Genomic DNA, 20,977 nt, shown 5'->3' on the forward strand with positions numbered 1-20,977 from the left:
ATATCTCAGCAGTACCTATTCTGAAGAAAGAAACACATTTACCAGTTGTTGTAGATGTTACACATTCTACAGGTCGTAAGGACTTACTATTACCAACAGCAAAAGCAGCATTAGCAATTGGAGCAGATGCGGTAATGGCTGAAGTACACCCTGATCCAGCAGTTGCTTTATCAGATTCAGCTCAACAAATGAATATCCCACAATTTGAAGAATTTATGTTTGAGTTAAAAGACTTCCGTGCAAAACTTCAATCATAAATAATATTACTTAATGAAGGATAGGCGGTGAATGCCTTGAAAAAGAACGTCCTTTTAATTGGCACAGGATTAATCGGAGGCTCAATTGCCTTGGCAATAAAAAAAGTTCATGATGTAAATATAATTGGATATGATATAAACGAAAGACAACTTGAAATTGGTAAAAGAATTCAAGTTTTAGATGAAATCTCGGTACAGCTTAAAGACTGTGCCGAGAAGGCTCATCTAATCATTTTTTCTTGTCCTGTAGAGGAGTCAATAAAATATATACATATGTTAAGTGAATATGAACTTAAGAATGATGTCATATTAACTGATGTAGGTAGTACGAAAAGTGAAATTATGAGACATTCGAAGACTCTTACAGATAAAGGTTATTGCTTTATTGGAGGCCATCCAATGGCAGGCTCCCATAAAACGGGCATCGAGAGTGCAAAAGTTCATTTATTTGAAAATGCATATTTTATTTTGACACCAAGTGAAAATACTAAAAATGATCAAATTGATGAATTAAAAGAATGGCTTAAAGGAACAGGTTCACATTTTGTTGTAATTGATGAGGAAACACATGATCAAATCACCGGAGTGGTAAGCCATTTTCCACATCTCATTGCTTCTAATCTTGTTAAGCAAGTTAAAACTTACTCGAAGGACGAGCCTTTAGTAACAGCCTTAGCTGCCGGAGGGTTTAGAGATATTACTAGGATTGCATCAAGCAGCCCAAAAATGTGGACTGATATTGTGATACAAAATAAGGATACATTGCTTTCATTAATTTCGAATTGGATTGATGATATGAAAAAAATGTATCAGCTTGTTGAAAGCCAGGATAAAGAAGACATCTTTCATTATTTCAAGGAATCAAAAGATTTTAGAGACAACATGCCAGCAAAAGCAAATGGCGCCATCCCAAGTTATTTTGATTTGTATGTAGACGTTTTAGATCGGGTCGGTGAGCTTGCTAACATCACGACAATCTTATCGATTCACCAAGTAAGCATTACGAATCTAAGGATCATTGAATCACGTGAAGGGCTACCAGGTGTACTAAGAATAAGCCTTCAAACGGAAAATGACAGAGAGAAAGCTGAAAAGTTCCTAAATGTTAATGGTTATGAAACATACATTGTTTCATAAAAAATTTCAGACTTATTTACACAAAAAAAGCACTTTGAAGAGTGCTTTTTTTGGTTAAATAGCGACAACTAATCAAGTCATTTGCTAATCAGGTAAAGTCTCTCTGACATTTCAGATAAAAATGAATAGTCAGTCTCTTTTAAGTACCAATTTTCTGAACTTTATATTATAATTTAGTAGGTTAGGTTTTTAATTCGTTAAACATGGAGGGATATCAATGTCTCAGTTTGAAAAATCATTAGAAAAATATGCTGAACTTGCGGTAAAAAGTGGTGTTAATATCGTACCAGGACAAACATTACAAATAAATGCACCAATCGGAGCTGCAGAATTCGTTCGTAAAGTAGTAAAATTCGCTTACGAAGCTGGAGCTAAAAATGTAAACATCGATTGGAATGATGATGTAATTACTCGTACTAAATATGAACTAGCTCCTGATGAAGTTTTTGAAGAATTCCCAGGCTGGAAAGTAACAGCAATGGAAGAATTAGCTGAAAATGGCGGTGCTGTTTTATCAGTAATTTCACCAAACCCAGAATTATTAAAAGGGATCGATCCAAAACGTATTGCAAATTTTAATAAAACAGCTAGCAAAGCACTACATAATTATCGTGAATACATGATGGCTGATAGAATTCGTTGGTCAATTGTAGCTATTCCATGTGTTGAATGGGCTGAAAAAGTTTATCCAAATGAACCAATTGATAAAGCGATGGATTTACTTTGGGATTCAGTATTCAAAATTTGCCGAGTTGACAATGAAAATCCAGTTGAAGCTTGGGTTAAACACAATGATTTCTTACAAGAAAAAGTTGTTCAATTAAATGACAAACGTTACAAAACATTACATTACACAGCACCTGGTACTGATTTAAAACTAGATTTAGTAGATAATCATGTATGGAAAGGTGGCGGAGCGAACAGTGAAGATGGAAAATGGTTTAATCCTAATATTCCAACTGAAGAAGTTTTCTCTATGCCACATAGCCATGGTGTAAATGGTACTGTTCAAGCGACATTACCATTAAATTACGGTGGAAATTTAATTGAAAACTTCTCTTTAACATTTAAAGATGGTAAAGTTGTCGATTTCACAGCTGAAAAAGGCTATGATACTTTACAACACTTATTAGATACTGATGAAGGTGCTCGCCGTCTAGGTGAAGTAGCATTAGTACCACATGATTCACCAATTTCAAATACAGGTTTAATTTTCTTCAACACATTATATGATGAAAATGCTTCTTGCCACTTAGCTTTAGGTAAAGCATATCCAAACAATATGAAGGATGGAGAAAAATTACCTTCAGAAGAGCAAGAAAAATTAGGAATTAACCAAAGTTTAACTCACGTTGATTTTATGATCGGATCAGCGGAATTAAACATCGATGGAATTAAAGAAGATGGTTCAGTTGAACCAATCATGAGAAATGGTAACTGGGCATTTTAATAGTAAATAAAAAGAAAAGGGGAGTCTCAAAAGATTTTTTGGGACTCCCCTTTATTTTTACTGTTCTTAAATTGTTTGAAATTGATCGTTACTTCTTAAAACCGTTATAAACCCATCTAATATTGTATGACTAACAGAGAATCCCTTACGTTTATAAAATTCTAGAGCGTCTTCATTTCCATTTGAAACATAGATAAAATAATCCTCTACATCATCAAATTGCTTTAGCCAGTTCATTGACATTTTGAATAGTTTAGAGCCTACTCCATATTTTCTATATTCTTCTTTAATGTAAAATTGAGATAAACATCCAACATTCTTTTTATGGACTGAAGAAAGGTCAAAAAAAGTTGCAAATTCGCTTGAATATACTTCTTTTGGAGAAATATTTGAATAAACGTAACCAACAATTTGATCTTCATCTTTCACGATCACAATATAATTATGTATAGCCTTTTTTACTGAAGGAACCATACGTGAATCGAAATTCATACGATCAAACAACTCTGGTTTTATCTTCGCTTTTGCCTTCTGAAAAGTCATTAATTCATTACATAAATCTTTACATAATTCAATGTGATTCTCGTCAATCACTTCATAAGTTAACTTCATCTTGTCACCCCTCATTAAAATTGATTCTTTAGCTTTAAATAAATTTCGTATGATTTAATTTTAATCTATAAGTACTGGAAAATAAATGAAATAATAAGTTGATCCGTTTTTGGTATATAATGGAAGTGTCATCTAGAATCAATTCATCATTCTACACATAAAACAAATGGAGGATGAGAAAATGGAAGATCTTAAGTATGAGTTTTATATTGGGGCTAAACCTGAAGAGGTGTGGAACATATTTGTTTCGCCAGAAGGAACTAAAGCTATCTTTTTTGGTTGTATTTTAAAATCAACATTTGAAGTCGGAGCACAATATGAATATGTCGGACCAGGAGAAGCTGGAGATCATACAGTGCATGTTTATGGGGAAATTCTAGCATTTGAGCCTCATAAAAAGATGAGTTATACAGAACATCCAGGCCCAGTTTACCGTGAAAATCATGCTGAATTAGAAACTAGAATTACACTTACACTTGAAGAGATGGGTGAATGCACAAAATTAACACTAGTAAACGACAAATGGCCAGAAAATCACCCTTCATATGAAAATACGAAATCAACCTGGCCAATGATTTTAAGTAATGTAAAAACTTATTCAGAAGCTGGTAAAACACTAGATTTCGGCTGGTGAAAATTGAAAATAAAAAAAACCTCTGGGAACAGAGGTTTTTGTTTTAGATTTAAATTTATCGGTTCATCTAAAAATATGAAAACCGACATATGCACTACAAATACTAATAATAGTAGATAAAATGATATAAGATAACGCAGTTTTATACTTTTTTGCAACCAATAATTGAATCGATTCGTAACCAAATGTAGAAAAGGTTGTAAACCCACCTAATATTCCTACCCCAATAAACAGCCACATTGTAGTAGAAATCGATCTATCGAGATATAAATGGTTTAGTAAACCTAAAATAAACGATCCGAGTATGTTTATAACGAATGTTCCAGCAGGGAAATTTGTTTTAACTTTTTTATTAACATAGTTTCCAAGGGCATAACGAAAAATTGCTCCGATTCCCCCACCTATTCCAACAATAAAAATCATGATGAGGTTTCTCCTTTTACTTTGTTGAATTTCTCAGCCCCTTTAAAACCAAGATACGCCAAACTTATTCCGATCACTAAACTTGAGATGATATAGACTAAACTTATTAGTAATTTTTTTTCATCCATCAGAGCAACATTTTCAAGTGAAAAAGTAGAGAATGTAGTGAATGCTCCAGTAAATCCAGTTCCGATTAGTAAAGTATATTCAGGTTTTAATTTAACTTTAGCCATCGGTAAAAAGAAACCTAAAAAGAAGCATCCTATTATATTAATTAAAAACGTTTGAATTGGAAATCCATTTGAAAGAGGATGGATTGATAGACCTATTAGGTAACGGAGAATTGCTCCAAAAAATCCTCCGATTAGTATAAATAAATAATTCATAAAACACCTCATAAAAACATTATAAAAACGCTCCTTAGAGCGTTTTTTTTGTTAGTTTACAATAAAAAAAGCAATAATTGAAACTAAGTTATTTAAAAAATGGGCAAAAATCGTAACTTCGATTTTTTTTGTTTTGATATAGATAATACCAAAAATTAAACCAGCTAAGGAATAAGATAGTAATGCATAGATTGAAAAACCAGCAAGCATATGCAATAAACCAAACCCAAATGAACTTACAATTAAACCAATAATCGGCGAGTTTTTAAAAATTGATCCAATAATTAACTTTCGTGTAATCCATTCTTCTTTTATTGGTGCAAGAATAACCGCAGATATAATCATAAGGACTGGATTTGTCCGTAATAAGCCTTCCACTGCTTTTTGGTTATCTGGCGTAGCAATTGAGTAATTGAAATGTTGAAAAATAACATCAAGAAGTTGTGAAGAAGCCATAAGAACTACGTATGCCCCTAAAACGATCACAACATCAATCACATTTATATTTATTCGTCTTAAAGTTAGAAGTCCTTTTTTCTTCGTATAATAATAGAGCCATAATAAGCTGAGGACACCAAAAATTGAATCCGAATAAATTGATACGGTATTTACAAGATTATCAAATTGTTTTTCAGTAAGGTTTATATCCGCTACACTAACAAAAATCATACCCCATATTGAAGCAATCAAGATTAGTAAGTTCAAGCCAACAATAAATATTAAAAAATAGTAGCCAAGTGTTTTTAAGGCGGACTTACGTTCATTCGGAATATTTTCTGGAATGATTGTTTTATAGTTTAATTCATTATCCAAATCGGCTCCTCCAATTTTTTGATCTATGTTCATAAACTTTTTAATTTATATTTATACTAACATATCCTATTTTATCTTAAATTTAAAGCTGAAAGAGCTAGAAATAGAATATATGAGTTTAATTCTTTTAAAAGCTTTGTTATTTAATATATGAAAGATTGAGTGGATTATATGAGTTGTGAATGTACTAAAACATAATTAAAAAACAAGGTATGCTAATATAACTTGTTTTCACGTTGTTGAAATAAAGGGAGTAGAGTGATGTTGATTTCCATTACAGGATGCTCGCTTTCCATTGGGCGAGATTCTTTCGCCTCCTCGGCAAGCCTGCGGGGTCTTTAGCCAAAAAAGGAATTTTAACATCATTAATGTTCCACTTAATTTTGTTTTCTCTAGAGACCGTTTTATATTTCATCACTCTAAAAAACAAGGTATGTCAATATACCTTGTTTTTTCAATTACAAATTTAATTTTAGGAATACTAGGAAAGAAAATAGCCTAGCCTTAGTTCTTCAATTCAATTGTTCTACTTGATCTCTAATCATTTCCATTTTAAAGTCTAATGAATTTACAGTTGCAGAAGCTTCATTCAGACTTTCGATAATTGCTTTTGGTACCTTTTTATTGTATTTATAAAAAATCTTGTGTTCAAGGCTTGCCCAGAAATCCATTGCAACGGTTCTAATTTGGATTTCCACTTTTACTCTTTTTGTTTCAGAAGCAAGGAAAATTGGAATTTCAATAATCATATGAAAGCTTTTATAGCCATTTGGTTTTGGATTTTTTATATAATCTTTTATTTCTATTATATGGATATCGTCTTGTTGTTTTAATAGTTCATAGATCATATAAATATCACTAATAAATGAACAACTAATACGAACTCCAGCTATATCACTCATATAATTTTCCAAATTATATTGGGTAAGTTCTAATCCTTTTCGCTCAAGCTTTTCTATTATACTGTCAGGTTTTTTTAAGCGTGATTTTACGTGTTCTATTGGATTATGATTATGAGTTAAAGTAAATTCTTCATTTAAAATTCTAATTTTAGTATTGATTTCATCTAACGCAAATTTATATATTAAAAGTGTGTTAGTCCATTCACCTAAGCTTTGATCTTTCAACATAGGCAACCTCCTAATGTATATTACATCAGTAATTGTACCAGCTTAATGTGAACTCAGTGTGAAATCTTGGTGAACAGTTAGTGACAAGTAAAATACAGGGATATTAAGTGTTTTCGGTAAAGGGAATAGTAAAGGGTAGCAATGGCAGGATCATTAAAGAAGTAGAGAGTGCAAGTTATATTATAAGAATAAACAATTTATAGCAGCGAAAGTAAGACATTTAGGGTTTTGTTAGTTTTGGAATAATATGTTATAAATTTATATATATAATTTTAGTTAGGAGTACATTGATGAAACAGAGTTTTTATCGTTTGTTTATAGAGTTGACCAATAATCGTTTTACTTCGGGTCTTTTGCGTAGGCTTGCTACTTCTAGATTTAGTAGGGTTTTTATTAATCCTTATATTAAAGCGTTTAATTTAAATATGGATGAGAGTAAAGAGACTGTTTTTCCTACTTTACATGCTTTGTTTACTAGAGAACTAAAGCAAAATGCTAGACCGATTCATGCTGGAGAAAGTGAATTAGCTTGTCCGGTAGATGGTGTGTTAGAGTCATGTGGGAAAATTGAGATGGATATTAAATTTGTCGTTAAAGGAAAGACATATAGCATTATTGAGATGTTAGGTTCAAAGGAAATGGCAGATAAATATGATGAGGGTTATTATATGGTCTTGTATTTAAGTCCTAGCCATTACCATCGTATACATAGCCCGATCGAAGGCGAAATTGTATCACAATTCGAGTTAGGTGCTAAATCTTATCCAGTAAATAAAGCAGGATTAACTTATGGTAAAGATCCACTTTCAAAAAATTATCGAGTTATTTCAGAAGTATTATGCTCTGAAAACAATAAACATGTTGCGATGATTAAAGTTGGTGCTATGTTTGTTAACACAATCGTAGTAACCAAAAAAGAAAAGCGTTTGAAAAAAGGTGAAGAAGTAGGGTATTTTTCTTTCGGTTCTACAGTTGTTTTACTTTTTGAAGCTAATAGTTTTTCACCAAATTTGAAACTTCAATCTGGCCAAGCGATCAGAGTTGGTCAAAATCTTGGTAAATTACACTAAGTATGCACTTTTTTTCACGAAATGAGGGCCATCGTATAGAAAGATGGTTCTTTTTCTGTTATTGTAAAGAGTGCTTGTATTTTAATTTCACTTGTATTATTTGCATATATTGAAAATAATAAAAATGTTTAAGATGTTTTTTTTATATAGTAATCTAGACCTCTTCGTTTAATTTCTTTTTCAATTAAATAAATGAAGGCAGGATCAAGCTGTAAACCTAGAGCTTTTTTGTAGGACTCAAGTAACAACTCATCATTTAATTTGTACATATTATTTGCCCGGTTGGGCATTCACCTCCGAGTGAGATAAGTTTTTTGAATTTCTTCGTAAACTTAATGTATCAAATTTTTAAAAATAGAACAATCGTTCGTTTATCCACAGAAAAAGGTGGATAAGTTGTGGGTAAATTGTTTATATATTCTAAAAAAGGTAGATTTTTGGACTAAGGATAATGTGTATAAGATTTATCCACAGTTAGAATGATTGTAGTTATTTGTCGAACGATTTTAAGAATATATTGAGGTGTAATAATGTTTAATAAATTTTTACCGAGTGAAACTGTTAATAATGTTTATGCAATTACGCCTGAGCATTTAAAAGGCTTAGGAATAAAAGGGATCATTACTGATTTAGATAACACGTTAGTAGAGTGGGACCGTCCATTAGCTACTCCAGAGCTAACGAAATGGTTTAAAAGCATGGATGATGTAGGAATCAAAATTACAGTTGTATCGAATAACAATGCTGAGCGTGTTGGAAAGTTTTGTGATCCTTTAGGAATTCCATTCATTCATCGTGCGCGTAAACCACTCGCTACATCATATAAAAAAGCATATAAACAAATGAATTTAAAGCCAAATGAAGTCGTGATGATTGGAGATCAATTGCTTACAGACGTATTTGGTGGTAATCGTCAAGGAATTCATACAATTTTAGTTGTTCCGGTTGCAAGTACAGATGGAATTTGGACAAGATTTAATCGAATGGTAGAACGTAGAATTCTTTCATCCTTAAGGAAGCAAGGATTGCTACAATGGGAGGATAAAAAGTGAGTAATACAGAAGTTAGATGTATTGGTTGTGGGGTTGAAATTCAAACAGAAGATAAGAACAAGCTTGGATATGCACCGCCATCTTCATTAGAAAAAGATGAGATTATTTGCCAACGTTGTTTCCGTTTAAAAAACTATAATGAGATTCAAGATGTAGAGTTGACTGATTCGGACTTTATTCGTATCTTAAATGGGATAGGTTCTAAGGATTGTCTTGTTATTAAAGTCGTTGATGTTTTTGATTTTTCTGGTAGCTGGTTAAATGGAATTAATCGATTCGTTGGAAACAACAAAATATTATTAGTTGGAAATAAGGCAGATTTAATTCCGAAGTCAGTTAAGAAAAATAAGCTTACGCAATGGATGAGCGGAACTGCAAAACGTTGGGGACTTAAACCTGTAGGTGTTCATTTAATTAGTGCAGTAAAAGGCACTGGTATAGATGAATTAGCTGAAAGTATTGAAAAGCATCGTGAGGGTAAGGATGTATACGTTGTAGGTTGTACAAATGTTGGAAAATCAACATTTATCAATACGATGATTAAACGTTATAGTGAAGAGAATAGTAATATCATTACAACATCGCATTTTCCGGGTACAACACTTGATATGATTCAAATCCCACTTGATGATCAGAGTGATCTAATTGATACACCAGGTATTATTAATCATCATCAAATGGCTCATTTCGTTGATAAAAAAGGTTTAAAGATTATTACACCGAAAAAAGAAATTAAGCCTATGGTTTATCAATTAAATGAAGGACAAACATTATTCTTTGGTGGATTAGCTCGTTTTGATTATTTAGAGGGTGGAAGACGTTCTTTTACTTGTCACTTCTCAAACGAATTATCAATTCATCGTACTAAACAAGAAAATGCTGATGATTTATATGAAAGACAAGCTGGGGAATTATTAGTCCCACCATATGGTGAACAAATAAATGAGCTTCCTAAATTAGTGAAACATGAATTTATGATAAAAGATGCTAAAACTGATATAGTTTATTCAGGGTTAGGATGGATCACAGTGAATGAACCAGGTGCTAAAATTGTTGCTCATGTACCAAAAGGTGTATCTGTAACTCTTCGTAATTCTATTATATAAGAATAATTTGGGGGCTAAGAGAAATGAAAGACCAATATTATGTAATCGGTCAACCGATTGGTCATTCAATGTCACCAACTATGCATAATGAATGGTTTGGCTCTAATCAGATTTCGGGTCACTATTCTGCAAAAGAAGTTGGGATAACAGAATTAGAATCAGTTATGACAGAATTTCGTTCAACAGTTAAAGGATTTAATGTAACAGCACCACTAAAAGTAGAAATTATGCAGTACTTAGATGAAATAGATCCATTAGCAAAAGCAATTGGGGCAGTTAATACTGTCATCAATAAAAATGGAAAACTTTATGGTAAAAATACGGATGGAATCGGTTATTGTAGGGGCTTATCTTATGTTTTGAAAAATCCGATTGAAGATGAAAAAATTTTAATCATCGGTGCAGGCGGTGCTGCTAGAGCAATCCTTTATAGTTTACTGCACTTAGGGGTTAAGCATATTACAATCACCAACCGAACGTTAGAAAAAGCAGAGGATCTACTAGATGGTAAGCTGATGAATGAAGTTAATATTATGCCCATTTCAGATGCTGAAGAACATTTAGGTAACTTTTCTCTTATCATTCAAACAACTTCTGTTGGAATGAAGCCAAATGAAAATAGCACGCCAATAGCACTAACGAATTTATCACCAGATGCAATTGTATCGGACCTAATATATAGCCCATTTAAAACAGTATTCTTAAAAGAAGCTGAAGAAAGAAATGCGACTATACAAAACGGATTACCGATGTTTATATATCAAGGAGCATTAGCATTTCAAGAGTGGACGGGAATTTTTCCAAATACGATTGATGCATACTCATTATTAGAAAGAAAACTTGGAGGAACAAAATGTTAACAGGTAAACAAAAAAGATTTTTACGTTCGAAAGCTCATCACTTAAACCCTATTTTTCAAGTAGGTAAAGGTGGAGTTAATGAAAATATGGTTAAACAAATTTCAGAAGCGCTTGAAGTAAGGGAACTTTTAAAAGTAAGTATACTTCAAAATTGTGATGATGATCGTTATGATGTAGCGGATCAGCTTGTTGAAGGTACAAACGCTGAACTAGTACAAGTAATTGGACATACAGTTGTTTTATATAAAGAGTCTGAAGAAAATAAAACAATCGTACTTCCTTAATATGTAAAATACCGTTAATTAGAGGAGAAGCGGATTAATGGATAAACAAAAAGCACTTTCACTTGTAAAAGAAAAACTAACGAATGGGCGTTTTACACATACTATTGGTGTGATGGAGACAGCAGTTAGGCTAGCCGAAAAGTATGGTGCGGATGTAAAAAAAGCAGAACTAGCTGCAATTTTCCATGATGTCGCAAAATGCATGCCGATTAAAGACTTAAAATCAATAATGGAAGAAAATAAACTTTCATTAAAGCTTTTAAAGTACAATAAAGAATTATGGCATGCTCCTGTTGGTGCATATCTTACTGAACATGAATATGGAATTGATGATCAAGAGATATTACAAGCAATCACATATCATACAAGTGGTCATAAAGAGATGAATTTATTAGATAAAGTAATATATGTAGCAGATTATATTGAACCTAATCGTAATTTTCCAGGTGTAGAGGAAGCTCGTGGATTAGCGGATCAAGATTTAGATCGAGCTTTATTATTTGCATTAAAAAATACAATTACATTTTTGATTGATAAAGAACAAACAGTCTACCCATTAACGGTTAAAACATATAACTCAATATTAAAGCAAGTTAAAAGCCAGGGGGAATAAAAAAATGAATGAAAAAGAATTAATGAAGCTAGCTGTAAATGCTGCTGACGATAAAAAAGCTGAGGATTTAGTCGTATTAGATATGAAAGGAATCTCTGCAATTGCAGATTATTTCATTATTTGTCACGGTAATTCAGATAAGCAAGTTCAGGCTATTGCAAGAGAAGTGAAAGATCAAGCTCTACAAAATGGTAAAGATGTTAAACGTCTAGAAGGATTTGACGAAGCTCGTTGGGTATTAGTAGACATCGGTGACGTTGTCGTTCATGTTTTCCATCGCGACGAAAGAAACTATTACAACTTAGAAAAACTTTGGGGAGATGCACCTTCTCTTGATGTTTACGGAGAGCTTCTTTCATGACATACAATCGCTTCGCGTATTTGTATGATCAATTAATGAATGATGTCCCATATGAAAGATGGGTTCAATTCCTAAAAGATGCATTTCAAAAATATGAAATGCTTCAGCCTTCAATTTTAGATATAGGTTGTGGAACAGGTACATTACCCATCTCATTGGCAAAATTGAATTATTCAATTAGCGGGGTTGATTTATCTGAGGAAATGTTAAGTGTTGCAATGGCTAAAGCAGAAATTGAAAAAGTTAATATCCCTTTTTTTCAACAAAATATGGTGGAATTAGAAGGGTTTGATCAATTAGATTGTGTAACGATTTTCTGTGATTCACTTAATTATTTAGAAACAGAAGATCAAGTGAAACAAACCTTTATAAGAGTAAATGAAAGCTTAAAAGATAATGGTTTATTTTTATTTGATGTACATTCTCCATATAAAATTGAAGAAATCTTTGGTGAAGAGACATTTTTTATTGATGATGCAGAGTTAAGCTTAGTCTGGTCTTGTACGCAAGGGGAACATCCATTAAGTGTTGAACATGATTTAGTTTTCTTTATGAAAGAGGAAAATCGTGATTTATATGAACGCTTCGAAGAGTATCACAATCAAAGAACATTTCCAATAAATACGTATAAATCATTGTTAAATCAAACTGGATTCGAAGTAAAAGAAATCATAGCAGATTTCGATGAAGATGTAGATGATACTTCTGAACGAATCTTTTTTATTGCAATGAAAAAATAAAAAAACCCTTTTAAGAAAATTCCTTTTCTTAAAGGGTTTTTTTCTTTGTTAGACGTACAAAATTGAATTTTGTATTTTTGTTACGAATGAAGTAAAGCAGTATAATCATTTTTAAGATAATCAAAACTGTTCCTTTACTCGCTCAATTTCCTTATCAAACTTATCATGTGTTTTTTCAAAAATTTCTTCGAATAAATCTCCTACTCGTGCTTCTAATACTTTAATACCTTCACCAGTAATTCCGCCTTTTACACATACCTTTTCTTGAAGTGTCTCAAGCGTAAAATGTTTTTGTTCAATTAGTTTTCCAAAACCAATAATCATTTCTTCAGCTAAGATCGTTGCTTGCTCTTTTGAAATTGAAGTTTGACAAACAGCCGCATCGATAAATTTTTGAAGCAAGTAACTAAAAAATGCGGGTCCACAGCTTGCAATATCCGATGAAACTCTAGTGATATCTTCTGTAATCATGACTGGCTTAGATATGTTCGAAAAAAGTTCGATTATTTGTTCCTTACTTTTGGCCGTACACCTATTCCCGAAATTAACTAAAGTTACCCCACTCAATGCTTGATTCGTAATACTTGGAATAACGCGTGCAACTTGACATGGTAAGATCGCCTCTAATTGTTCAACATTAATTGGACTAGTGATCGATATAACGCAATGTTTTTTAGTGAAATATTTTTGTAAAGATGATAAAAGTGGCTGAATTTCTAAAGGCTTTACACACACTAATACAATTTCAGAAGCGGTAATTACTTCTTTGGCTGTCTCAACAACATTTAAATCAGGATATATATTTTTTAGCTCATAAGCTTTATACATTGAGCGGTTTGTAACAGTTATTTCGGAGGGCTTCACGGCATTTGATTTTATAAATCCATTGAGCAATATAGTGCCCATATTTCCTGTACCTATGATTCCTACGTTCATGAGTACATCCCTTCCTTTGCATACATTCTCTCCTACACTATATGAAGCAAGGTCGAAAATAATGATATAAGTTAAATGGAGGACTAATAATGAAAAAGTTAATTCATAATAAACTAGTTTGGCTCGGTCTCGTAATTGTCGGTATATTAGTCGTGAATTTTTATCAAACCGAGCGTAAAAATGAAGTGGTTTTTGCGAAACAATCAATTGAAGAAGAAATAGTAAAGAAGAAAGATGATCAGAAAAAAGAAGTTAGTATGCCAGTGAATTCAAAAGTATTTATGGTTGATGTAAAAGGTGCAATACAAAAACCAGGTGTAATCCAATGTAATGAAGGAGAACGTGTTTTTGACGTGATTAGATTGGCGGGGGGATTTAAAGAAAAAGCTGATGTTAATAAGGTTAATTTAGCCGAAAAAATAGTTGACGAGATGGTCATTTATGTACCGTTCAATGGAGAAGAAACCGATCAAACTATCATTACTAATAGAGGGGATGAAACCAAACAAAATGAGATGATTGATATAAACCATGCATCACAGTCAGATTTGGAAAAAATACCGGGTGTTGGTCCAGCGAAAGCAAAAAATATTTTAGAGTATATTGATCAAAACGGACCATTTACTTCAGTAGAACAATTAGAATCTGTAAATGGAATCGGCAAAAAATCCCTTGAAAAAATGACTCCGTATATTGTCATTCGCTAATTTAAATTATTATGAGTATTTATCTGGCTTATATTGTTTTTGTACAAATAATAACAATCGTCTTTTTTAAAAGCGATAATTTATTCTTTATATTAATATTACTCATTTTAATGATTTTTTTAGTCGGAAAGAAAAAATGGCTGCTTTTAATAATTTGTGTTATTTCGCTATGTATTACCTCTAGTATATGTTACCTACAAAACAATAAAGTGATTTCCTCTAAACCAAAGCCCACGCAAAATGTTCGTGGTGAAATTACTTCTACTCCAATAATAGATGGTAATAAGGTTTCGTTTACATTTAAACTCCATAATCAAGAGATCTTACTTAATAGTTTTGCTAATACAAAAGAACAATTAAAAGTTTTTCAAAAAAGAAAAATTGGTGAAATATGTGAAGTAAAAGGTGAGGTTACATTGCCTTTAGAAAACTCGAACCCATACTTGTTTAATTATAAGAAATACTTATTAAATAAAGGGATTCACTGGATTATTACTGCTAATCCAAATAGTTTAGGGGATTGTGAAAATGGAAAACGAACCATCATTCAATCAATAAATTATAGTCGACATGCTTTAACTAAATATGTAGAGGTAAATTTTAATTCCAATACAGAAGGTTATATTAATGCTCTACTATTTGGGGACCGTACAAAAATGAATGCAATTACAGAATCTCAATATCAAATAATTGGGATTGTGCATTTACTTGCGATTAGCGGTTCTCATATTAGTTTATTGAGTCTTGGTATCTATTTTCTCTTAATTAGAATTGGAGTAACGAAGGAAACCAGTTTATTTATAACGATTTTGTGTATTATATCGTATGGATTTCTTGCAGGTGCTTCAGCATCAGTTGTCAGGGCAGTTATTATTGGGGTTCTAGTTTGCTTCTACAAGTTAGCAAAAATGAAAGTTGACATTACTTCACTATTATTCACTTCTTGTATAATCATGTTATTTACAAAACCAAATTATATTGATGATATTGGATTTCAATTTTCCTTTGTAACAAGTTTTGTACTGGTTTTAACTTCTGAACAAATTTTAAATTACAAATCTTGGTATGCAAGGGCTCTTTATACATCGAGTATTACCCAATTAGCATCAATCCCTATATTACTTTTTAATTTTCATGAATTATCACCTTACAGTATAATAATCAACTTACTTTTCATTCCTTATATTAGTTTTATTATAATGCCACTATGTATTTTTTGTTTTGGCTTAAGTTTTATTAATTTAGAAATCAGCGAAATGTTAACATTATTGCTAACATTCTTTATTAACATGTCAGATAAATTATTGAGTATTTGCATGCAATTACCATTTATTAAGTTGATTTTTATACATCCTTCAAAAGGAATTCTATTTATATATATCGTGTTAATATTTTTAATTTTATACTTTATGGAAAGTCAGAAAGAGAAGAAATTATTGATGAATTGCCTGATTGGTTTTTTTATTCTTATTTTCGGGCATTTAGTATATCCCTCTATTAACCCTGTTGGAAAGATTATGTTTATAGATGTAGGTCAAGGTGACTGTATACTAATAAAATTGCCTTTTAATAAAGGGAATTATGTAATTGATACTGGAGGTAAGTTAACTGGTAAAGAAGAAACATGGATGAAGCGTAAAAAGCCATTTTCAACGGGCAATGATCTATTGATTCCAATATTAAAAGGAGAAGGAATAAGTAAAATAGATAAATTAATATTTACACATGGTGACATTGATCATATTGGAGGTGGAAAAGAGGTACTACAGTCATTTAATGTTAAACAATTAATCGTAGGTGACAAGACGGAATTTACTTCAGCAGAAAAAGAAAGAATTAGTATAGCCATAAAAAAGGGAGTCGAAATTAAAAAAATAAGCGAAGGTATGAGTTGGAAAATCGATACAAATTATTTTCAAGTGATTTCGCCAATTAAAGACTATGTAGGTGAGGAAAACCAAGGGTCAATTGTTTTAAAGGCATACATAGGCGGAAAGAATTGGATGTTTTCTGGTGATTTAGATGAAAATGGAGAAAATCGACTGATCTCTAAATATCCTGATTTAAAGGCAGATGTTTTGAAAATAGGGCATCATGGGAGCAAAACATCTACTTCCGAAAGGTTTATTAAAGCAGTTATGCCTAAAATTGGCATTATTTCAGTTGGCGAAAAAAATCGATATGGTCATCCAACAAAAGAAGTACTTGATCGATTAAAAAAGTACAATGTTAAAATCTTACGTACTGATGAACTTGGTGCAATAACTTATGAATTTAAAAGAGGACAAGGTACCATAAATACATTTAAAGCATATCGTAAAACAAATAACAGAAACCAAGAAAAAAATTAAAAAGACTGCCGAGGCAGTCCCGTCATTTGATTCTATGTATTATCTCGTAACAAACTCCACAATTGTTGCGATGATAAATAGAGTAGCGAAGAAACCAAATGAAACAGCAAAACCAACGCCAGAATCTGTTGAATCATTACGTTTGCTTTGAACATTTTTTTCAAAAGTATTCACAAATAACCCCTCCTAATTCAATTTTAGTATAAATCAATATAACTAAAAAATCCATAGTATGTTTGTTTTAGTTATACCGTTTTAAATGAAGAAACCGGGTCTTTATTTAAAACGTTAATATAAATTAGAGATTAGTATTTACTAATCTCTTCCTTCTCATGTAGGACATGTTATACTATACTAAGAAAATTAGTGTAGAGGAGCAAAACATGATTAATGATTTACATAAAAAATTGAAAAAGAATGTGTCGCCAATGTATTTATTGGTAGGTACTGAAGATTTTTTACTTCAAGAAGCAGAAAACTTAATCGTGAAAGCAGCTTTACAAGGAGAAATTGATGATTTTAACTATCAAACATATGATTTAAAAGAGTCTTATTTAAGTGAAGCTCTTGAGGATGCACAAACACCGTCCTTTTTCGGTGGAAATAAAGTCATCATCATAAAATCATGTTTGTTTTTAACAGCTCAAAAAGAAAAAATTGTACAAGATATAGAACCACTATTTGATTATATTGAAAATCCTGCGCCTTTTACTACTGTTGTTTTTGTTGCTCCTTTTGAAAAATTGGATGAGCGGAAAAAAGTAACAAAAGCGATAAAAAAACAAGTAGAGCTAGTTGAATGTCATCCTGTTGAAACGAGTAATTTAGACGGCTGGATTAAAGAGCGGTTCACTGGGAATGTAACGATTACTAAAGATGCGATTGAAAAATTAAAATTACTAGTTGGAAATAATTTATCAATTTTAAAACTTGAATGTGAGAAGCTACAATTGTTTATTGGGAATGAAGGCGAAGTTGATGCAGACCTAGTAGAAATGATGGTAGCAAAAACCATTGAACAAAACGTTTTTTCTCTTATTGAAAAAACAGCAGTAAGACAGACAACTGAGGCACTTAAAATTCTTCATGAATTATTATTTATAGGTGAAGAACCGATAAAAATAGTTGCCTTGTTAGCTAGTCAGTTTAGATTATTGTATGGAATAAAACAATTATCAAGTAGTGGATATTCAAATAATCAAATTGCCTCTTCAGTTGGTGTATCACCAGGAAGAGTGTTTTATGGACAAAAGCAAGCGAATAACTTTCAAGCAAGTGAATTGAAAGAAGCAATACGATTAATTGCTGAAGTTGATTACAAAATGAAAACTGGTCAAGGAGATAAGGTTATGATCCTTGAAATGTTGATTCTTCAATTAAATAAATAAATATAAGAAATACAGTCTTAAATGAGTATAAAAACAAATCAAATGGCAGTCCGATAACATTAAATTGGACTGCCATTTTTGTGTTATAAAAAGGCCACGATTTTCAGTCTACAACTTTTACAATTTGTTATAATGTAGTAATTGTTAATATTTACCAATAAGAGCTATTTGGGAGATGGGTGAATGAAGGAAATTCCTAAAGAAATAAACGTTGTATTAGATACATACTTACAATATTTTGATTTAAAATTACCCAATTTAATTGATTCATTTTATCTTTATGGATCGATTACATTAGGTGCTTTTAAGAATGGATTTAGCGATATCGATTTTATAGCAGTTGTTAAGCGTAAAGTATCTGATGCCGATGTAAAAATACTGAGAGAAATTCATAAAGATATGCAAAGAAAGTTTCCTAATACAATTTTGGATGGGTGGTATATTCTTAATGAAGATATCATGTCCTTAAATGAAGAAGGAAATTTATGTATTCGTTTCAATGATGGGAAGTTTCAAGGTTTAAATAAATTTCAAAAGAACTCCATAGATGCTTTTCAATTAAAAAAATACGGCATAACTGTCAGAGGGCTAAATATTGATAATGTGGATATTTCGGTAAACTGGGATATAATACTAGCTAATATGAGAGACAATCTTAATTCTTATTGGCTTAGCTGGTTAAACAAAAGTAAGAAGTTTCCTACAGTTAAATACTTGAGTTTATTTATAAGTTTAAGAAGTATTGAATGGGGGATTTTGGGAATTTCTCGACTTTATTATACATTTAAAGAAAAAGATATTACATCGAAAGTAGGAGCAGGTGAATATGTTTTAGAGGCTGTTCCGAAAAGATGGCATAAGATTATTACCGAGTCAATGAGATTACGAACTAATCAAAAAAAATCATATTACAAATCAATTTTTACAAGAAGAAAAGATGCAATTGATTATATGGAGTTTATGATTCGCGAATGTAATAAACTTATACGATAAGTGGACCTGTCTTTTGAAATTAAAAAACAAAACTTTATTGCACGAAAAAATGGTGTCTCAGATGAGACACCATTTAATTCATTACGCGTTCATAGCGTTAACTTTTTTAGCTAAACGAGACTTTTGACGTGAAGCAGCGTTTTTGTGGATTAGATTGCTGTTAACAGCTTTATCTAATTTTTTAGAAGCAGTTAATAAAGCTTCTTGCGCTTTTTCAGTTTCGTTATTAGTAACTAAAGCTTCAACAGTTTTCACTGCAGTACGCATTTCTGATTTTAGAGATGCGTTGTGAGCACGATGAGCTTCAGCTGTTTTTACACGTTTAATAGCTGATTTAATATTTGGCATACCTTTCACCTCCCGAATGCAGTCGAGAAATTTGCCTCGAATACAAATAGAACAAAACTTATTTTATCAAAACAAGTCCCATTTGGCAATAGAATTCATAAAGCTATTTTCGCCTTTTCAAAAGAAAAATAAACAACTCGTTTAGAATTGGTAACATCTAGCTAAACTAGTTAAGAAGAGAATTGTTAAATTTCGATGAGTATTGTGGAGGCTAGATAAATGAGTGAGTTAGATTTAAGTCAATATAGTGTTCGAACAGATTTAGCAGTAGAGGCAAAAGAGATGCTCGAGGAGCGTGAACAGACAAAGGAAGAAATTACCGGCGTAATCGTCAAAGAACGTGAAGCAGATGGTGTAAGTATTTCTCATGTTCATATTAAAGAATCGGCATCTGAAAGAATCGGTAAAAAGCCAGGGAATTATTTAACACTTCAAGTTCAGGGAATTCGTGAACAAGATACTGAACTTCAAGAAAAGGTTGAAAAAGTTTTTGCAAACGAGTTTTCTGCATTCCTAAAAAATTTAGGCATTACGGAAGATCAAACTTGTTTAGTAGTCGGATTAGGAAATTGGAATGTGACGCCTGATGCACTTGGTCCAATGGTTGTTGAAAATTTAGTTGTTACGAAGCATCTTTTTGAATTACAGCCTGAGAGTGTACAAGATGGATATCGTCCAGTTTGTGCTTTATCCCCTGGTGTAATGGGGATAACTGGAATTGAAACGAGCGATATTATTTCAGGTGTCATTGATAAAGTAAAACCAGATTTTGTTATTGCAATTGATGCGCTTGCAGCTAGGTCCATTGAGCGAGTTAATACAACAATCCAAATTACAGATAATGGCATTCATCCAGGTTCTGGGATAGGGAATAAACGTAAGGAATTAAGTAAGGAAACATTAGGTATTCCAGTAATTGCTATTGGCGTTCCAACTGTTGTTGATGCTGTTGCTATTACAAGTGATACAATTGACTTCATTTTAAAACATTTTGGACGAGAAATAAAAGAGGGAGACAAGCCTGCTAAAGCGCTAATCCCTTCAGGAATGGCATTTGGAGAAAAGAAAAAGTATACCGACGAAGATATGCCTAATGAAAAAGAACGTATGGCATTTATGGGGATTGTAGGAACACTTGAAGAGAATGAAAAACGGAAATTAATTCATGAAGTACTATCGCCACTAGGTCATAACTTAATGGTTACACCAAAAGAAGTGGATACATTTATTGAAGATATGGCAAATATTATTGCTGGCGGTATGAACGCTGCTCTGCATTCTAAAATTAATCAAGACAATATTGGCTCATATACTCATTAATATTTC

Annotated in this window: 25 protein-coding genes and 1 pseudogene; 17 read left to right on the plus strand and 9 right to left on the minus strand. The window is 32.0% G+C overall.

The genetic code is table 11. The features are described from left to right. From COJ46_RS08925 to COJ46_RS08935, 3 genes and pseudogenes are all read left to right on the plus strand, one after another. A pseudogene (locus COJ46_RS08925) lies at window positions 1–257 on the plus strand (bifunctional 3-deoxy-7-phosphoheptulonate synthase/chorismate mutase); the annotation flags it as partial. Between the two features lie 36 nt (window positions 258–293). Beyond that, on the plus strand, window positions 294–1,394 hold the full coding sequence (locus COJ46_RS08930) for a prephenate dehydrogenase (protein WP_097978174.1): 1,101 nt from the start codon (window positions 294–296) through the stop codon (window positions 1,392–1,394). 217 nt (window positions 1,395–1,611) lie between these two features. Next, window positions 1,612–2,844 carry an aminopeptidase gene (locus tag COJ46_RS08935; protein ID WP_097978173.1) on the plus strand — a complete coding sequence of 411 codons (1,233 nt, stop codon included), beginning with the start codon at window positions 1,612–1,614 and terminating at the stop codon, window positions 2,842–2,844. 66 nt (window positions 2,845–2,910) lie between these two features. On the opposite strand, the gene COJ46_RS08940 is transcribed toward COJ46_RS08935, so the two are convergent. Further along, the gene (locus tag COJ46_RS08940) at window positions 2,911–3,456 is read right to left on the minus strand and encodes a GNAT family N-acetyltransferase (protein ID WP_097978172.1); all 546 of its coding nucleotides are present in this window, start codon (window positions 3,454–3,456) and stop codon (window positions 2,911–2,913) included. Window positions 3,457–3,637: 181 nt separating this feature from the next. Here COJ46_RS08940 and COJ46_RS08945 point away from each other — a divergent pair, with 181 nt between their 5' ends. Then, window positions 3,638–4,090 carry an SRPBCC family protein gene (locus tag COJ46_RS08945; protein ID WP_097978171.1) on the plus strand — a complete coding sequence of 151 codons (453 nt, stop codon included), beginning with the start codon at window positions 3,638–3,640 and terminating at the stop codon, window positions 4,088–4,090. Between the two features lie 63 nt (window positions 4,091–4,153). Here the strand turns inward: COJ46_RS08945 and crcB (COJ46_RS08950) are convergent, their stop codons facing one another. The 4 genes from crcB (COJ46_RS08950) to COJ46_RS08965 form a co-directional block, all read right to left on the minus strand. Further along, entirely contained in the window at window positions 4,154–4,513 is a 360-nt protein-coding gene (crcB, locus tag COJ46_RS08950; RefSeq protein WP_097978170.1) for a fluoride efflux transporter CrcB, read from the minus strand. Further along, entirely contained in the window at window positions 4,510–4,899 is a 390-nt protein-coding gene (gene crcB, locus COJ46_RS08955) for a fluoride efflux transporter CrcB (RefSeq protein ID WP_097978169.1), read from the minus strand. Before crcB (COJ46_RS08955) ends, crcB (COJ46_RS08950) begins: the two co-directional genes overlap by 4 nt. Before the next feature lie 51 nt (window positions 4,900–4,950). After that, window positions 4,951–5,712: a CPBP family intramembrane glutamic endopeptidase gene (locus COJ46_RS08960; RefSeq protein ID WP_176522628.1), complete on the minus strand. Its 762-nt coding sequence runs from the start codon at window positions 5,710–5,712 to the stop codon at window positions 4,951–4,953. A gap of 512 nt (window positions 5,713–6,224) precedes the next feature. Next, complete coding sequence (locus tag COJ46_RS08965; protein ID WP_097978166.1) at window positions 6,225–6,842, minus strand: GTP pyrophosphokinase; 618 nt, start codon at window positions 6,840–6,842, stop codon at window positions 6,225–6,227. A gap of 290 nt (window positions 6,843–7,132) precedes the next feature. Here COJ46_RS08965 and COJ46_RS08970 point away from each other — a divergent pair, with 290 nt between their 5' ends. Further along, on the plus strand, window positions 7,133–7,912 hold the full coding sequence (locus COJ46_RS08970; protein ID WP_097978165.1) for a phosphatidylserine decarboxylase: 780 nt from the start codon (window positions 7,133–7,135) through the stop codon (window positions 7,910–7,912). Between the two features lie 128 nt (window positions 7,913–8,040). On the opposite strand, the gene sda is transcribed toward COJ46_RS08970, so the two are convergent. Next, window positions 8,041–8,181 (minus strand): sporulation histidine kinase inhibitor Sda, encoded by a 141-nt coding sequence (gene sda / locus COJ46_RS08975; protein WP_069035227.1) that lies wholly within the window; start codon window positions 8,179–8,181, stop codon window positions 8,041–8,043. A gap of 261 nt (window positions 8,182–8,442) precedes the next feature. Here sda and COJ46_RS08980 point away from each other — a divergent pair, with 261 nt between their 5' ends. The 7 genes from COJ46_RS08980 to COJ46_RS09010 are packed head-to-tail and all read left to right on the plus strand — an operon-like array spanning window position 8,443 to window position 12,928. Further along, a complete protein-coding gene (locus COJ46_RS08980) occupies window positions 8,443–8,964 on the plus strand; it encodes a YqeG family HAD IIIA-type phosphatase (RefSeq protein WP_097978164.1) in 522 nt (173 codons plus the stop codon). Beyond that, on the plus strand, window positions 8,961–10,070 hold the full coding sequence (gene yqeH / locus COJ46_RS08985) for a ribosome biogenesis GTPase YqeH (RefSeq protein ID WP_097978163.1): 1,110 nt from the start codon (window positions 8,961–8,963) through the stop codon (window positions 10,068–10,070). The genes COJ46_RS08980 and yqeH overlap by 4 nt, the downstream gene beginning before the upstream one ends. 23 nt (window positions 10,071–10,093) lie before the next feature. Then, entirely contained in the window at window positions 10,094–10,930 is an 837-nt protein-coding gene (gene aroE, locus COJ46_RS08990; RefSeq protein ID WP_097978162.1) for a shikimate dehydrogenase, read from the plus strand. Beyond that, window positions 10,924–11,214, plus strand: coding sequence for a ribosome assembly RNA-binding protein YhbY (gene yhbY / locus COJ46_RS08995; protein WP_097978161.1), 291 nt, complete (start codon window positions 10,924–10,926; stop codon window positions 11,212–11,214). The genes aroE and yhbY overlap by 7 nt, the downstream gene beginning before the upstream one ends. Before the next feature lie 37 nt (window positions 11,215–11,251). Continuing rightward, complete coding sequence (yqeK, locus tag COJ46_RS09000; RefSeq protein ID WP_097978160.1) at window positions 11,252–11,827, plus strand: bis(5'-nucleosyl)-tetraphosphatase (symmetrical) YqeK; 576 nt, start codon at window positions 11,252–11,254, stop codon at window positions 11,825–11,827. Between the two features lie 4 nt (window positions 11,828–11,831). Beyond that, window positions 11,832–12,188, plus strand: a complete 357-nt coding sequence (rsfS, locus tag COJ46_RS09005; protein ID WP_097978159.1) for a ribosome silencing factor — start codon at window positions 11,832–11,834, stop codon at window positions 12,186–12,188. Beyond that, window positions 12,185–12,928 carry a class I SAM-dependent DNA methyltransferase gene (locus tag COJ46_RS09010; RefSeq protein WP_097978158.1) on the plus strand — a complete coding sequence of 248 codons (744 nt, stop codon included), beginning with the start codon at window positions 12,185–12,187 and terminating at the stop codon, window positions 12,926–12,928. Before rsfS ends, COJ46_RS09010 begins: the two co-directional genes overlap by 4 nt. A gap of 120 nt (window positions 12,929–13,048) precedes the next feature. Here the strand turns inward: COJ46_RS09010 and comER are convergent, their stop codons facing one another. Then, the gene (comER, locus tag COJ46_RS09015; RefSeq protein ID WP_097978157.1) at window positions 13,049–13,864 is read right to left on the minus strand and encodes a late competence protein ComER; all 816 of its coding nucleotides are present in this window, start codon (window positions 13,862–13,864) and stop codon (window positions 13,049–13,051) included. An 89-nt stretch (window positions 13,865–13,953) separates the two neighbouring features. Here comER and COJ46_RS09020 point away from each other — a divergent pair, with 89 nt between their 5' ends. Next, entirely contained in the window at window positions 13,954–14,571 is a 618-nt protein-coding gene (locus tag COJ46_RS09020) for a helix-hairpin-helix domain-containing protein (protein WP_097978156.1), read from the plus strand. Window positions 14,572–14,582: 11 nt separating this feature from the next. Then, entirely contained in the window at window positions 14,583–16,922 is a 2,340-nt protein-coding gene (locus tag COJ46_RS09025; RefSeq protein WP_097978155.1) for a DNA internalization-related competence protein ComEC/Rec2, read from the plus strand. 39 nt (window positions 16,923–16,961) lie between these two features. On the opposite strand, the gene COJ46_RS09030 is transcribed toward COJ46_RS09025, so the two are convergent. Further along, window positions 16,962–17,096, minus strand: a complete 135-nt coding sequence (locus COJ46_RS09030) for a YqzM family protein (RefSeq protein WP_097978154.1) — start codon at window positions 17,094–17,096, stop codon at window positions 16,962–16,964. Between the two features lie 209 nt (window positions 17,097–17,305). Here COJ46_RS09030 and holA point away from each other — a divergent pair, with 209 nt between their 5' ends. Together holA and COJ46_RS09040 are read left to right on the plus strand one after the other, a co-directional pair. Then, window positions 17,306–18,310 carry a DNA polymerase III subunit delta gene (holA, locus tag COJ46_RS09035; protein ID WP_176522626.1) on the plus strand — a complete coding sequence of 335 codons (1,005 nt, stop codon included), beginning with the start codon at window positions 17,306–17,308 and terminating at the stop codon, window positions 18,308–18,310. Between the two features lie 183 nt (window positions 18,311–18,493). Further along, complete coding sequence (locus COJ46_RS09040) at window positions 18,494–19,303, plus strand: aminoglycoside adenylyltransferase domain-containing protein (protein ID WP_098565848.1); 810 nt, start codon at window positions 18,494–18,496, stop codon at window positions 19,301–19,303. 81 nt (window positions 19,304–19,384) lie between these two features. Here the strand turns inward: COJ46_RS09040 and rpsT are convergent, their stop codons facing one another. Beyond that, on the minus strand, window positions 19,385–19,651 hold the full coding sequence (gene rpsT, locus COJ46_RS09045; protein WP_056472820.1) for a 30S ribosomal protein S20: 267 nt from the start codon (window positions 19,649–19,651) through the stop codon (window positions 19,385–19,387). 219 nt (window positions 19,652–19,870) lie between these two features. Here rpsT and gpr point away from each other — a divergent pair, with 219 nt between their 5' ends. Further along, window positions 19,871–20,971 carry a GPR endopeptidase gene (gene gpr / locus COJ46_RS09050; RefSeq protein ID WP_097978152.1) on the plus strand — a complete coding sequence of 367 codons (1,101 nt, stop codon included), beginning with the start codon at window positions 19,871–19,873 and terminating at the stop codon, window positions 20,969–20,971. Window positions 20,972–20,977 lie beyond the last annotated feature (6 nt).

Origin of the sequence: Bacillus sp. AFS077874 (assembly GCF_002566505.1) — a bacterium.
GTDB lineage: Bacteria > Bacillota > Bacilli > Bacillales > Bacillaceae_G > Gottfriedia.

Excerpts from the sequence above, each read along its gene's own strand:
- COJ46_RS08935 (WP_097978173.1), top strand. The coding sequence starts at position 1,612 with ATGTCTCAGTTTGAAAAATCATTAGAAAAATATGCTGAACTTGCGGTA.
- COJ46_RS08940 (WP_097978172.1), bottom strand. The coding sequence starts at position 3,456 with ATGAAGTTAACTTATGAAGTGATTGACGAGAATCACATTGAATTATGT.
- COJ46_RS08945 (WP_097978171.1), top strand. The coding sequence starts at position 3,638 with ATGGAAGATCTTAAGTATGAGTTTTATATTGGGGCTAAACCTGAAGAG.
- crcB (WP_097978170.1), bottom strand. The coding sequence starts at position 4,513 with ATGATTTTTATTGTTGGAATAGGTGGGGGAATCGGAGCAATTTTTCGT.
- crcB (WP_097978169.1), bottom strand. The coding sequence starts at position 4,899 with ATGAATTATTTATTTATACTAATCGGAGGATTTTTTGGAGCAATTCTC.
- COJ46_RS08965 (WP_097978166.1), bottom strand. The coding sequence starts at position 6,842 with ATGTTGAAAGATCAAAGCTTAGGTGAATGGACTAACACACTTTTAATA.
- COJ46_RS08970 (WP_097978165.1), top strand. The coding sequence starts at position 7,133 with ATGAAACAGAGTTTTTATCGTTTGTTTATAGAGTTGACCAATAATCGT.
- sda (WP_069035227.1), bottom strand. The coding sequence starts at position 8,181 with ATGTACAAATTAAATGATGAGTTGTTACTTGAGTCCTACAAAAAAGCT.
- COJ46_RS08980 (WP_097978164.1), top strand. The coding sequence starts at position 8,443 with ATGTTTAATAAATTTTTACCGAGTGAAACTGTTAATAATGTTTATGCA.
- aroE (WP_097978162.1), top strand. The coding sequence starts at position 10,094 with ATGAAAGACCAATATTATGTAATCGGTCAACCGATTGGTCATTCAATG.
- yhbY (WP_097978161.1), top strand. The coding sequence starts at position 10,924 with ATGTTAACAGGTAAACAAAAAAGATTTTTACGTTCGAAAGCTCATCAC.
- yqeK (WP_097978160.1), top strand. The coding sequence starts at position 11,252 with ATGGATAAACAAAAAGCACTTTCACTTGTAAAAGAAAAACTAACGAAT.
- rsfS (WP_097978159.1), top strand. The coding sequence starts at position 11,832 with ATGAATGAAAAAGAATTAATGAAGCTAGCTGTAAATGCTGCTGACGAT.
- COJ46_RS09010 (WP_097978158.1), top strand. The coding sequence starts at position 12,185 with ATGACATACAATCGCTTCGCGTATTTGTATGATCAATTAATGAATGAT.
- comER (WP_097978157.1), bottom strand. The coding sequence starts at position 13,864 with ATGAACGTAGGAATCATAGGTACAGGAAATATGGGCACTATATTGCTC.
- COJ46_RS09020 (WP_097978156.1), top strand. The coding sequence starts at position 13,954 with ATGAAAAAGTTAATTCATAATAAACTAGTTTGGCTCGGTCTCGTAATT.
- COJ46_RS09025 (WP_097978155.1), top strand. The coding sequence starts at position 14,583 with ATGAGTATTTATCTGGCTTATATTGTTTTTGTACAAATAATAACAATC.
- holA (WP_176522626.1), top strand. The coding sequence starts at position 17,306 with ATGATTAATGATTTACATAAAAAATTGAAAAAGAATGTGTCGCCAATG.
- COJ46_RS09040 (WP_098565848.1), top strand. The coding sequence starts at position 18,494 with ATGAAGGAAATTCCTAAAGAAATAAACGTTGTATTAGATACATACTTA.
- rpsT (WP_056472820.1), bottom strand. The coding sequence starts at position 19,651 with ATGCCAAATATTAAATCAGCTATTAAACGTGTAAAAACAGCTGAAGCT.
- gpr (WP_097978152.1), top strand. The coding sequence starts at position 19,871 with ATGAGTGAGTTAGATTTAAGTCAATATAGTGTTCGAACAGATTTAGCA.